9 protein-coding genes are annotated in these 13,238 nt (G+C 73.2%); 4 read left to right on the top strand and 5 right to left on the bottom strand.

The annotated features are described in order from the left end of the window. On the top strand, window positions 1-2,751 hold a 2,751-nt coding region (locus ABZU46_RS27225; RefSeq protein WP_354862214.1), incomplete at its 5' end, for a BTAD domain-containing putative transcriptional regulator. Window positions 2,752-2,784: 33 nt separating this feature from the next. On the opposite strand, the gene htpG is transcribed toward ABZU46_RS27225, so the two are convergent. Then, window positions 2,785-4,701 carry a molecular chaperone HtpG gene (gene htpG, locus ABZU46_RS27220; RefSeq protein WP_354862213.1) on the bottom strand — a complete coding sequence of 639 codons (1,917 nt, stop codon included), beginning with the start codon at window positions 4,699-4,701 and terminating at the stop codon, window positions 2,785-2,787. 210 nt (window positions 4,702-4,911) lie between these two features. Between htpG and ABZU46_RS27215 the strand changes: the two genes are divergently transcribed. Continuing rightward, on the top strand, window positions 4,912-5,610 hold the full coding sequence (locus ABZU46_RS27215) for an SDR family oxidoreductase (protein WP_354862211.1): 699 nt from the start codon (window positions 4,912-4,914) through the stop codon (window positions 5,608-5,610). Between the two features lie 63 nt (window positions 5,611-5,673). On the opposite strand, the gene ABZU46_RS27210 is transcribed toward ABZU46_RS27215, so the two are convergent. Next, on the bottom strand, window positions 5,674-7,431 hold the full coding sequence (locus ABZU46_RS27210; RefSeq protein ID WP_354862209.1) for a M28 family peptidase: 1,758 nt from the start codon (window positions 7,429-7,431) through the stop codon (window positions 5,674-5,676). Window positions 7,432-7,637: 206 nt separating this feature from the next. Here ABZU46_RS27210 and ABZU46_RS27205 point away from each other — a divergent pair, with 206 nt between their 5' ends. Further along, window positions 7,638-10,550, top strand: coding sequence for an ATP-binding protein (locus ABZU46_RS27205; protein WP_354862207.1), 2,913 nt, complete (start codon window positions 7,638-7,640; stop codon window positions 10,548-10,550). A 15-nt stretch (window positions 10,551-10,565) separates the two neighbouring features. On the opposite strand, the gene ABZU46_RS27200 is transcribed toward ABZU46_RS27205, so the two are convergent. Continuing rightward, a complete protein-coding gene (locus ABZU46_RS27200) occupies window positions 10,566-11,330 on the bottom strand; it encodes a hypothetical protein (RefSeq protein WP_354862205.1) in 765 nt (254 codons plus the stop codon). Beyond that, window positions 11,327-11,827 (bottom strand): SigE family RNA polymerase sigma factor, encoded by a 501-nt coding sequence (locus tag ABZU46_RS27195; protein WP_354862204.1) that lies wholly within the window; start codon window positions 11,825-11,827, stop codon window positions 11,327-11,329. Before ABZU46_RS27195 ends, ABZU46_RS27200 begins: the two co-directional genes overlap by 4 nt. A gap of 140 nt (window positions 11,828-11,967) precedes the next feature. On the opposite strand from ABZU46_RS27195, the gene ABZU46_RS27190 reads away from it, so the two are divergent. Beyond that, complete coding sequence (locus ABZU46_RS27190) at window positions 11,968-12,819, top strand: DUF3152 domain-containing protein (protein WP_354862202.1); 852 nt, start codon at window positions 11,968-11,970, stop codon at window positions 12,817-12,819. Window positions 12,820-12,843: 24 nt separating this feature from the next. On the opposite strand, the gene ABZU46_RS27185 is transcribed toward ABZU46_RS27190, so the two are convergent. After that, the gene (locus ABZU46_RS27185) at window positions 12,844-13,086 is read right to left on the bottom strand and encodes a hypothetical protein (RefSeq protein WP_354862200.1); all 243 of its coding nucleotides are present in this window, start codon (window positions 13,084-13,086) and stop codon (window positions 12,844-12,846) included. Between the last annotated feature and the right edge of the window lie 152 nt (window positions 13,087-13,238).

The raw sequence follows: 13,238 nt of genomic DNA, 5'->3' as shown, positions 1-13,238 counted from the left end.
GCCGCGCTGGCGGTCGACGTCGGCCGACCGGTCCATGTGGAGTCGCTGGTGGACCGGGTCTGGGGCGACACGCCACCGCCCAGGGTTCGCCACAACCTGCACGTCTACCTCGCCCGGCTCCGCCGCGTGCTGGCCGACGCGGGCGCACCGGACGCGCTGGTACGACGCTCCGGCGGGTACCTGCTGGACCAACCACCGGAGACAGTGGACGGCCCGCACTTCGACGTGCTGCGGCACCGGGCCGATGGGCTGGTCGACGACGACCCCGAGCGGGTGGAGCTGTTGCGCCGGGCGCTGGAGCTGTGGCGCGGCGAGCCGCTGGCCGGGCTGCCCGGCGAGTGGGCGGCCCGGGTCCGGCAGGACTGGCACCGCCGGCACACCGACACCGCCGTGCAGTGGGCGCGCGGCCTGCTGCGGCGGGGCGAGCCGGAAGCGGTCATCGACCCGCTGACCCGGCTCGCCGACGACCACCCCCTGGACGAACCGGTCGCCGCCGTGCTGCTGCACGCGCTGGCCGCGGCCGGTCGCGGCGCACAGGCGCTGGCGTACTACGCCCGGCTGCGGGACCGGCTCGCCGACGCGCTCGGCGCGGACCCGGGCGTCGAGCTCCGCCAGCTGCACCAGGCCATCCTGCGCGGTGAGATCACCGTGCCCACTCCGGGACCGTCCCCCGCCCCCGCCGCCGCGGGCCCGGTCGCCAGGCCGCACCCGGAGCGCCCGATCCCGGCGCAGTTGCCGTCGGATGTCCGGGGTTTCGCCGGGCGCGGTCCGGAGCTGGCTCGTCTGGACGCGCTGCGGGCGTCCGCCGAGGCGCAACCCGGGGCGGTCCCGCTGGCGGTGCTCTCCGGGGCGGGCGGGGTGGGCAAGACGGCGCTCGCCGTGCACTGGGCGCACCGGGCCGCCGGACACTTCCCCGACGGGCAGCTCTACGCCAACCTGCAGGGCTACAGCCACAGCGGTGTGGTGCGCAGCCCGGAGCAGGTGGTCCGGGGTTTCCTGGCCGCGCTCGGGGTGCCGCCGCGGGAGGTGCCGGCGGATGAGCAGGCACAGACCGCGCTGTACCGGAGTCTGCTCGCCGGTCGGCGGATGCTGGTGCTGCTCGACAACGCCCGGGACGCGGCGCAGGTCCGGCCGCTGCTGCCGGGCGCCGCCGGCTGCCTGGTGCTGGTGACCAGCCGGGATCGGCTCACCGGGCTGGTGGCCACCGAGGGCGCCGAGGCGGTCGTGCTGGATCTGCTCACCGCCGAGGACGCGCAGGCCCTGCTCTACGCGCGGATCGGGGCGCGGGCGAGGGTCGAGCGGGCCGCCGTCGACGAGCTGGTCCGACTCTGCGACCGGCTGCCACTGGCCCTGGTCGTGGTGGCGGCCCGGGCGGTGGTCCGGCCCCAGCTGCCCCTGACCGAGTTGGGCGCGCAGCTCCGGGCCGACGGCCGGCTGGACGGACTGGACACCGGAGAGCACGAGAGCAGTGTGCGGGGGGCGCTGTCCTGGTCGTACCGGCTGTTGTCGGCGTCGACCGCGCGGCTGTTCCGGCTGGTCGGGGGAAGTACGGACGTGACGGTGAGTACGGCGGCCGCGGTCAGTCTCGCCGGCGGCGGTCGACGGGCCGTCCGGGCGGCGTTCGCCGAGCTGGCCGACGCGCATCTGGTGTTGGAGCGCGGCCCGGACCGGTACGCGATGCACGACCTGTTGCGGGCCTTCGCGGCCGAACTGTCCGCCGAACACGATCCGGCCGGCGACCGGGCCGAGGCGCGCGGCCGGCTCTTCGACCACTACCTGCACAGCGCGCACGGCGCCGCCGTGCTGCTGCACCCGCACTGGGATCCGATCACCCTCGCCCCGGCCGTCGCCGGCGTCCGGCCGGAGAAGTTCGGCGACCATGACGAGGCGGTGGCCTGGTTCACGCGCGAGCGCGACGTGCTGATCGCGCTTGTCGAACGATGCTCCGCCAGCGGGTTCGACCGACACGCCTGGCAGCTGGCCTGGAGCCTGACCAGTTTCCTGGACCGGCAGGGCGGCTGGCACGACCAGTTGGCGGTGCAGCGTACGGCGCTGGCGGCGGCGCGGCGCGGCGGCGAGGTGGCCGGGCAGGCGCACGCGCACCGCAGCCTGGCCCGGGCGCACGCCCGCCTGGGTCGGCTCGACGAGGCGCCCGGTCAGCTCCAGCGGGCGCTGGAACTGTTCCGCGAGCTGGGCGACCCGGCCAACCAGGGGCACACCTGCCTCGACCTCGCCGAGGTGGCCGACCGCGAGGGCCGGCGTGCCGAGGTGGTCGAGCATGCGGAGGCGGCGTTGGCGCTGTACCGCGAGGCGGGCCACCGCTACGGGCAGGCGATGGCGTTGAACGCGGTCGGCTGGTATCGGGCCCAGCTCGGCGCGCACGACGCCGCGGTGGAGGCGTGCCAGCAGGCGCTGGAGCTGCTGCGCGAGTTCGACGACCGGCAGGGCCAGGCGCCCACCTGGGACACCCTCGGCTACGCGCAGCACCGCGCGGGACGACCCGCGGAGGCGGTGGCCGCGTACCGGCACGCGGTTGAGCTGTACCGGGAGTTCCGGGACCGGTACTACGAGGCGGACACGCTGACGCACCTCGCGGAGGCGTTGGCCGACGTCGGCGACCCGGCGGAAGCGGCGCGGAGTTGGCGGACGGCGCTGGGCATCCTCGACGAACTCGGGCACCCGGACGCCGAGGGGGTCCGCCGTCGGCTGGCGGACGCCAACGCAACCGGACCGGCCGGCGGGGCCCGCTGATCGGGCGACCCGCCGGCCGGAGGGGTCGAACGGCTACAGGGTGCGCGCCAGCCGATCGGCGAGCGTACGGGTGAACCGGGCCGGGTCGGCCAGCTCACCGCCCTCGGCGAGCACCGCCAGGCCGTACAGCAGCTCGGCGGTCTCGGTCAGGGTCTCGGTGGAGTCGCCCTGCTCGTGAGCCTTGCGCAGCCCCGTGACCAGCGGGTGACCGGGGTTGATCTCCAGGATGCGCTTGGCCGAGGGGACGTCGTGCCCCATCGCCCGGTACATCTTCTCCAGCGTCGGCGTGAGGTCGTGCGCGTCGCCCACCACACAGGCCGGTGAGGTGGTCAGCCGCGACGAGAGGCGGACCTCCCGGACGCTGTCGGCGAGGGTGGTGCCCAGCCACTCCACCAGCGCGGCGAACTCCTGCCGCTGCTGCTCGCGCTCGGCCTCGGCCTGCTGCTTCTCCTCGTCGGTGTCCAGGTCGACCTGGCCCTTGGCGATCGAGCGCAGCGGCCGGCCGTCGTACTCGCCGACCCGCTCGACCCACACCTCGTCGACCGGGTCGGTGAGCAGCAGCACCTCGTGGCCCTTGGCCCGGAACGCCTCCAGGTGCGGGGAGTTCTCGATGGTGGCGCGGGAGTCGCCGGTGGCGTACCAGATGTCGCTCTGGCCGTCCTTCATGCGCGCGAGGTAGCCGGCCAGGTCGGTGGGCTCCGCCGCGTCGTGGGTGGAGGCGACCGACAGGATCTCCAGCAGGGAGTCCCGGTTGTCGGTGTCGTCGATCAGCCCTTCCTTGACCACGGCGCCGAACTCGGTCCAGAAGGTGCGGTAGCGCTCGGGGTGGTTGGCCTTGAGGTCCTTGACCGTGGCGAGGACCTTGCGGACCAGGCGGCGGCGGACGATCTGGATCTGCCGGTCCTGCTGGAGGATCTCGCGGGAGATGTTCAGCGACAGGTCGTGCGCGTCGACGACGCCCTTGACGAAGCGCAGGTAGGTGGGGACCAACGCCTCGCAGTCGTCCATGATGAACACGCGCTTGACGTAGAGCTGGACGCCGCGCCGGCCCTGCGGGGAGAAGAGGTCCAGCGCGGCGTGACTGGGCAGGAACAGCAGCGCCTCGTACTCGAAGGTGCCCTCGCCCTTCATGTGCACGACCTCGAGCGGGTCGGCCCAGTCGTGGCTGACGTGCTTGTAGAACTCGTTGTACTCGGCGGCGTCGACCTCGTCGCGGGGACGCGCCCAGAGCGCCTTCATGGAGTTGAGGGTCTGCACCTCGCTGGTGGCCGGCTCACCCTCGGCGCCGGGACGCTCGACGGTCATCCGGATCGGCCACGCGATGAAGTCGGAGTACCGCTTGACGATCTCGCGGATGGTCCACTCGGCGGTGTAGTCGTGCAGGTTGTCCTCGGTGTCGGCCGGCTTGAGGTGCAGGGTCACCGTGGTGCCCTGCGGCGCCTCGTCGACCGCCTCGATCGAGTACGTGCCCTCGCCGGTGGACTCCCAGCGGGTGCCGCCGGTCTCGCCGGCCTTGCGGGTCAGCAGGGTGACCCGGTCGGCGACCATGAACGCGGCGTAGAAGCCGACGCCGAACTGGCCGATGAGGTCCTGCGAGGCGTGGGCGTCGGAGGCTTCGCGCAGCTGGCGCAGCAGCTCGGCGGTGCCCGACTTGGCGATCGTGCCGATCAGCCGGACCACCTCGTCGCGGGTCATCCCGATGCCGTTGTCCCGCACGGTAAGCGTGCGGGCGTCCCGGTCGACCTCGATGGCGACGTGCAGGTCGTCGATGTCGGCGACGAGATCCTTGTCGACGAGCGTCGCCAGCCGCAGCTTGTCCAGGGCGTCGGACGCGTTCGAGATGAGTTCCCGCAGGAAGACGTCCTTGTTCGAGTAGATCGAGTGGACGACCAGCTGGAGGAGCTGACGCGCCTCGGCCTGGAACTCCAACGTCTCGGCCTGGTTGCTCACACCGTCTCCCTTCTCGGCTCGTGCGGAGGTTCGCGCAAAGGATACGAGTCGTCACCGCCGCGGTCGTGCCCGCGTCCGGGTCGTATTCCCGATCCGCGGGGTGCGCGCGGTGACGTAGCTGACTTTGCTCAGCAGAAGTCAGCCGGATAGCGTTCCGGTCAGCAATCGACCTCGCGCCATCTCGGCCAGCCACGAACCTGGAGCACCCCCATGAAGATCGCTGGAAGCACCGCCCTCGTCACCGGCGCCAACCGGGGCTTCGGCCGACACCTCGCCGCCGAACTCGTCGCCCGGGGCGCGACCGTCTACGCCGGCGCCCGCAACCCCGACTCCGTCGACCTGCCCGGCGTGACGCCGGTCCGGCTGGACATCACCGACCCCGATTCGGTGGCCGCCGCCGCGAAGCTGGCCGGCGACGTGAACCTGCTGATCAACAACGCCGGCATCGACACCGGAACCAACCTCCTCGACGGCGACCTCACGCTCGTCCGCCTGGAGCTGGAGACCCACTACCTCGGCACCCTGTCGGTGATCCGGGCGTTCACGCCGGTCATCACCGGCAACGGCGGCGGGACGATCCTCAACGTGCTCTCCGTGCTGTCCTGGGTCAACTTCCCCAACGCCGGGGCGTACGGCGCCGCGAAGTCGGCCGAGTGGGCGATGACCAACGCGCTGCGCGTGCAGCTCGCCGAGCGGGGCGTCCGGGTCGCCGGCCTGCACGTCGGCTACATGGACACCGACATGACCGCCGGGGTCACCGCCCCGAAGTCCGACCCGGCGGCGATCGCCCGGATCGGCATCGACGGCATCGAGGCCGACGCGTACGAGATCGTCACCGACGAGATCAGCCGGCAGGTGCAGGCCGGGCTCGCCGGCGGGGTCGCCGCGCTCTACCCGCAGCTCCCCTGAGCCAGGACGCGACGGGCCGCCGCCGGATCATCCCGGCGGCGGCCCCCTTCGACAGGTACGCCCTCAGCTGGCCTGCAACGTCACGTCGTCGATCACGAAGCTGGTCTGCAGCGACGAGTCCTCGGTGCCGGTGAACTTCAGGGTCACCGTCTGCCCGGCGAACCCGGCCACGTTGAACGTGCGCTGCACGTAGCCGCTGGCGGCGTTCAGGTTCGAGTACGTCGCCAGCGTGGTCGAGCCCACCTGCACGGTCAGCTTGTCGTACGCCGTGGAGGTGGTGGTCTCGGCGGTGTCGACGTGCAGCCAGAACGACAGCGTGTAGCTGGCGCAGCCGGCCGGCACGGTCACCGACTGGGACAGGGTGTCGGTGTGAGCGGTGCCGTACCCGTCGAGCCACGCCTTGTACGACCCGGTCCGGGCCGGCTGACTGCTGGAGTTGGTGATCACGCCGGAGGACGCGGTCCACGGCGTGCTGCCGCTCTCGAAGCCACCGTTGCCGATCACCTGCCCGCCGGCGCAGCCGCCGGTGCCGGTCACCGTGAGGGTGAGGCTGGCCGTCCGGGTCACCGACCCGGTGCCGGTGACCGTGACGGTGACGGTGCCCGTGGCGGCGCTGGCCGACGCGGTCAGGGTCAGCGTGGCCGACCCGCCGGAGGTCACCGACGACGGGCTGAAGGAGACGCTCACCCCGCTGGGTGCCCCGGACGCGGTGAGGCTGACCGTCTGCGCGGAGCCGGCGGTGGTCGCGGTGCCGACCGTGGCGGTGGCGCTGGCTCCCCGGGCGACGGTGAGCGCGGTCGGGCTGACCGCGATCGAGAAGTCGTTGGTCGGGGTGCCGCCGCCCACGGCGAGCTGCCACAGCGCGTACGCGACGCCGTCCGCGGCCCGGTTCAGCACCGTGGCGCTGACGTTGGCGGTGGTGTCGCAGGAACGGTGGTAGCACGAGTCGTAGGCGGCGTTGGCCGTGCCGCCCCACTTGGCCGCCTGGGTGCTCGTCTTACGGGCGCTCGCGCCCGCGGCGTAGCCGGAGGTGGGGATGCCGGCCTGCTGGAAGTAGTAGTCGTCGGAGCGGCCCTGACCCTCGACGTTCTCCTCCGGTTGCAGCCCCAGCGAGTCCCAGTACGCCTTCAGCGGCGCCGCCGTCGTGGAGGTGACCCGGTTGATGAAGTAGCCACCGTTGGTCGAGCCGACCATGTCGAAGTTGTAGTAGCCCTTGATGTAGCCGCGCTGGGTGGCGCTGAGCGAGTTCACGTAGAACCGGGAGCCGTTCAGGCCCTGCTCCTCGTCGGTCCACCAGGCGAACCGGACCTTCTTCGTCATGGTCGGGTTCTGCGCGGCGAGGACCAGCGCGTTCTCCAGCAGGGTGGCCGAGCCGGAGCCGTTGTCGTTGATGCCCGGGCCGGCCGAGACGCTGTCAAGGTGGGCGCCGAACATCACCACCTGGTCGGCCGGGCCGCCGGGCCACTCGGCGATGAGGTTGTTCGAAGGGTACGTGCAGCTGGAGCAGGTCTGCTCGCTGACGGTGTAGCCGGCGGCCTGGAGCTTGCTCTTCACGTAGCTGACCGAGGCGGTGTAGCCGGCCGAGCCGGCCCGCCGGTTGCCGCCGTTGCTGCTGGCGATGGAGTTGAGCTGGGACAGGTGCGCCTGGACGTTGGTGACGGAGATGTCCGGCGCCGCCAGGACGGCGGCGGACGCGGCGATCGGCCGGGCCGCTGTCGTCAGGGCGGAGGGTGACGCGGTCACCGGCTGGGCGGCCAGCGTCACCGTCATCCCGGTGAACACGGTGAGCGCGATTCCCGCGCTCAGCGTTTTGCCTCTCATGGGGGCTCCTCGGGGGTTGGAGAGATAACCGAGACACTTACAGAGATCTATGTCGTCGGCATCGGACGTTCGTCCCGAACCCCCACCGGTTCGACGATGGGTACCGACGTCGGCACAGGTGAGTAGAGGTGCCAGGATGGGTAGGTAACGCCAGCAGGGGTCGTCGGGCCCGGAACGGGGGGCTTAGCGATGAGGCCGGGTCGAGCGTGACACGACCCCGCACCGACCTGTTCGACGACGGCGGTGACACCGGACGGCTGATGGCAGAGCTGAACTGGGCCGACACCCCGCTGGGCGCGGTGTCGAGCTGGCCGCAGAGCCTGCGTGCGGCCGTACGGGTGGTGCTCTCCTCCCGTTACCCCATGCTCCTGCTCTGGGGCGACCGCCTCTCCCAGCTCTACAACGACGCGTACTCCGCCCTGATCGGCGACAAGCACCCCGCCGCGCTCGGCGACGACGTGCGGGTGACCCTGGCCGAGGGCTGGGACGTCCTCGCGCCCCTGATCCAGCAGGCCATGGCGACCGGGGTGGCCAGTTGGGTGCCCGCTCTGCAGCTCCTGCTGGAGCGCGCCGGCTACCGCGAGGAGGCGTACTTCAGCGTCTCGCACGCCCCCGCCCGCGACGACGACGGCCGCACCGTCGGCGTGCTGACGGTGTGCAGCGAGGTCACCGAGCAGGTCGTCGGCGAACGGCGACTGCGACTGCTGCGCGACCTGAGCCTGCGCGGCGACGGGCGCACCGTCGACGTCGAGGCCACCTGCGCCCGGCTGATCGACGCGATCGGCGACCACCCACTGGACGTGCCGTTCGCCGCGATCTACCTGCGCGACGGCGCGTTGCTGCGCCGGACGGCCTGCGCGGGCGGTGACGCGGGTCACCCCACGGTGGCCGGGGCGCTGCCGGACGTCGTCGACCTGGCCGACCCGAGCCCGGCGGCCCGCGCCTGGGCGCTCCCGGACGCCGCGCAGGGTCGGCCCACCGACGTGACGGGCGTCGCGGATCGACTGCCCCTGCCCGCCGGCCCGTGGGGCGATGCCACTCGCACCGCGCTGGCACTGCCGCTGCCCTCGGCCGCCGAGGACCAGCCGCTCGGCGTCCTGCTGGCCGGCGTCAGCCCCAGCCGGAAGCTGGACGAGGCGTACCGCTCCTTCTACCAACTGCTGACCCAACAGGTCTCCATTGCGGTACGCAACGCGAAGGAGTACGAGCAGGAGCGGCGCCGGGCCGAGACGCTGGCCGAGCTGGACCGGGTGAAGACCACCTTCTTCACCAACGTCAGCCACGAGTTCCGTACGCCGCTGACCCTCATGCTCGGGCCGCTCGCCGACGCGCTCGCCGACACCGCCGCGCCGCTGGCACCCGGGCAAAGGGAGCGGGTGGAGACCGCCTGGCGCAATGCCACCCGGCTGTTGACCCTGGTCAACAGCCTGCTCACCTTCTCCAGCCTGGAGGCCGGCCGGGCTCGCAGCGACGCCCGCGAGGTCGACCTCGCCGCGCTCACCGCGGAGCTGGCAAGCGTCTTCCGGGCCGCCGTCGAACGGGCCGGCCTGGCTCTGGAGGTCGACTGCCCGCCGCTGCCCCGGCCGGTCACCGTCGACCCGGTCAACTGGGAACGCATCGTCACCAATCTGCTGTCCAACGCCCTGAAGTACACGTTCATCGGCCGCATCCGGATCGCCGTGGACGCCGACCACGACGAGGTACGCCTCACCGTCGCCGACACCGGAATCGGCATCGCCGAGGCGGACCTGCCGAAGCTCTTCGAGCGCTTCCACCGGGTGCAGGGCGCGCGCTCGCGCAGCCACGAGGGCACCGGCATCGGCCTGGCCCTGGTTCACGAGCTGACCCGGCTGGAGGGCGGCGAGGTCCGGGTGACCAGCCAGGTGGGTGCCGGCACCGCCTTCACCGTGGCCCTGCCGTGGTCGGCGGCGCGGCGCGCGGTGACGACCGGGCCGGCACTCAACGGGCGGGGCGACGTGGCCCGCGCCGCCGTTTCAGAAGCGGTGGGCTGGCTGACCGACCCGGCCGGCAGCATCGTCGAGCCCGCCGCGGCGCCCGGCCCGGCCGCCGACGAGTTGGCCGGCGCCCGGATCCTGGTGGCCGACGACAACAGCGACATGCGCGCGTACCTGAGTCGGCTGCTCGCCGGTCAGGGCTGGCGGGTGCGGTCGGTCACCGACGGTCGGCAGGCCCTCGACGCGATCCACCGGGACCCGCCGGACCTCGTGCTCACCGACGTGATGATGCCGGTGCTGGACGGCTTCGACCTGGTACGCCGACTACGCGCCGACCCGGCGACCCGGGCGCTGCCGGTGCTGGTGCTCTCCGCCCGGGCCGGCGAGGAGGCCAGCGTGGTGGGCCTGAGCCTCGGCGCCGACGACTACCTGGTGAAGCCGTTCGCCGCCGCGGAGCTGATCGCCCGCGTCCGGGCTGCCATCCGCCGCGCCCGCACCGACCCGTCCGGCGACGACGCCACCGCGCGGACCGCCGACGACAGCCTGAGCGCGGCCGACGCCCCGAGGTCGACGCGACCCGCCGGGGCCACCGCCGTCGCGCCCGCTCCGCCGGTGGCGGAGCCCGCCGAGAGCGCACCCGTCGAGAGCGCCGCCGCCGTACCGGCCAACGACGAACCAACCAACGCCGAACCAGCCGGCGGGGAACCGGCCAACGCCGAACCAGCCCACGGAGAACCGGCCGGCGGGTCCGTGGTCGGCACGGCCGACGGCGGGCTCGGCGACATCCTGGCCGCGGAGTGGACGTACCCGTCCGTGCCCACCTCGGCGGCCGCCATGCGCCAGGACGTCCGGCTGGCGTTGGACGAGCTGGACGTCCACACGGACGTGTTGCAGGATCTGCTGCTCGCCGCGTCCGAGGCGATGAACAACGCCGTCGAGCACGCACAACGACCCAGCCGCCCCGAGGTGCGGGTCCGGCTCCAGGTGGGTGCCGACCGGGTCCGGATCTCGGTACGCGACTTCGGCACCTGGCGGGACCGTCGGCCGGCCATGGACCGGGGCCGGGGCGCACTGTTGATGAACGCCTACGGCGACGTACGACTGGTCTCCACCGGCGAGGGGACGACGGTGACCATCGAGCGCCGGCTGACCGACCCGGCCTGAGTCACCGCCAGCGCCTCAGAGCCGACGGCCCCCGCGGTCACGGGCGACGATGCCGTCCAGGCGCTCCCCCGGCGTGAGCGTGGCCGGGTCGAACCAGAAGATCACCACCTGCTTGTCGATGCTCCAGCGCGCCACCCGGGCATCGACCTGCCGACCGGCCACCGTGCCGATGATCCGCTCGGCGGGGCCGACGAAGTAGCCGAAGGTGGGCACCGGCACGGCCGACGAGCGCTCGTCGTAGCCGATCTGGTGGAACCCGGGGCTGCGGTCGGCGCCCTCGACGTCGTTGACCAGGATGTCCGTGCTCAACGTGCCGTCGGGGGCGCGACGACCGGCGGCCAACCCGATGGTCACCTTGGGCTCGCCGGGCACCGACACCGCGACGACGTAGTAGACCCGCCAGTCGGCGCCGTGCCGCACCCCCGTGTCGATCAGCTTGCCCAGGGGTTTCGGACCTGGCACCCCGGGGGCCACCGTCTGCGGTGGTGTGGGCTCCCCCGACGCCGACGCCGCGGCCGATGCCGTGGCAGCGGCCGAGGGCGGAGCGACGGCGACCGGCGGTGCGGGACCGGTCGGCGCCGGACCGGTCGGCCCGGGCCCGCCGACCGCCACCACGGTGACAGCGACCAGCCCCGCCACGACCGTCGCCGCCGCGCCCCCGGCGACCCGCCGACGGATCCGCAGCCGCCGTCCCGCACGCATGACGGTGGCCAGATCGAGCGTGGCGTCGGGGCGCTCGGTCGCCCGCATGGCGTGGCGGAGCCGGTCCAGCTCGCTCATCGGCGGGCCTCCTCGTCGGCCGTGCGCGGCGCGGCCGTGCGCAGCTTCTCCAGGGCTCGCGAGCTGGTGCTCTTGACGGTGCCTACGGATACGGCGAGTTCCCGGGCCACCTGCGCCTCCGGCAGGTCGAAGTAGTAGCGCAGCACGACGATGGCCCGCTCCCGAGGGCTGAGCGCGCCGAGGATGGTGACCAACCAGCGCCGGGTGGCCACGTCGTCGGCCACGTCGCCACGCCGCTGTTCCGGCACCTCCTCGGTGGGGTACTCCCGCATCGGCCGCCGCCACCGATCCACCAGGTGGTTGACGAGGGTGCGACGGGCGTACCCGTAGGCGTCGTCGTCGTGGATTCGCGACCACGACGCGTAGGTGCGCACCAGCGCGGTCTGCGCGGCGTCCTCGGCCTGGTGGTGGTCGCCGGTCATCAGGAACGCGGCGTGCACCAGTCGCGCGGACGCCGCCCGCGCGAACTCGACGAACTCCGCGTCACCCCGCGCCACCGCGAACCCTCCCCCGTGCCACACCCTTTCAGACGGGCGAGGCTCCGCGAAGGTTGAGTCCTCGCGACGTCAACCTTTTGCCGGGCTCACCCGTCTTCTCTCCCGCGTCGCCGCGGACCGGCACGCGAGGGGAGAAAGACATGTCGACGAAGGCTACCCGTCGGGGGTACTTGCCCCCAGTGGCGTTGCTGCTGGTCGTAGCGCTGCTCACCGGGTGTGGCCTGCCCGCCGCCGGGAAGGGACCGGCCGGTGGCGCCGCGAGCGGACCGGACCCCGCCGGCCTGCCCTCGGCGGGACCGGTCGCGACGGGACGTCCGGCGGAAGTGGCCGGGAGCGGCGGTGTCGCGCCGGCGGCGCCCACGGTCGTGCCGGTCAGCTATCCCGCCACCGGCAGCAACCGCTGGTCGGTGGCCGCGGCCGAGACGACGGGTGGCGGCGGGAGCACCGGCGGGTTGCTGCGCTACCGGGTCGCCGTGGAGCGCGACATCCGGGGCCTGCGGGTGGGCGACATCGCCACGGCGATCTCCGCGACGTTGAACGACCCTCGCGGGTGGACGGCGGACGGGACGTGGCGGCTGCGCCGGGTCGGCGCGAACGAACCCACCGACTTCACGATCTACCTGGCGACCCCGGGCACCCGCGACACCCTCTGCCAGGACGTGCCGGACGGCTACACGTCGTGCCGCAACGGCGCCCGGGTGGTCCTCAACGTGGCGCGCTGGGTCACGGGGGTGCCGGACTACGGCGCGAGCCTGGCCACCTATCGGCAGTACATGGTCAACCACGAGGTGGGGCACAAACTCGGGTTCGGTCACGAGCGCTGCCCGGGGCGGGGCCGGCCGGCGCCGGTGATGCAGCAGCAGACGCTGGGCCTGCACGGGTGCCGCGCCGGGGCCTGGCCGTACCCGAACGGCACGACCCGCTACCGCGGGCCGGTCGGGGCGTACGACGACGAGATCCCACGGCGCGAGGGCGCCTACGCGGCGCACTGACCCCGACGACCGGGAGGCCGTCCGTCAGGTGCGGCGGCGGCGTTCCTGCTCGAGCCGCTCGTCCAGCCGACCCAGCTCGTAGATGGCGTTGAGGCTGGTCGGCAGGCGGCGGACATTGTCCGGCCCGGGGTCGGGATCCGGCCCCGGGTCCGGAGCCGGCGCGGGAGCGGGATCCGGCGCGGGAGCGGCGGAGAAGTCGGGCGCCCGGCGACGCAGGAGCAGCAGTGCCAGCACCGCCAGGACGGCCGCGACCAGCAGGTAGGACACCGGCGGCCAGCCACCGCGGGCGGGGTTGGCGAGCGCCGGCGGGACCTCGGGCGCCGGCCAGGACGCGGGAGAGCAGGAAGTACCAGGCGGTGGCGGTGGCGATCATTCCGAGGGTGAGAAAGAGCAGGAATGCCGCACGTGGCCCGAACAGC

The sequence above is a fragment of the Micromonospora sp. NPDC005197 genome (assembly GCF_040608295.1).
Taxonomy (GTDB): Bacteria; Actinomycetota; Actinomycetes; order Mycobacteriales; family Micromonosporaceae; genus Micromonospora.
Note: the sequence above shows the minus strand (reverse complement) of the source record. Positions and strands in the feature narration are given on the sequence as shown.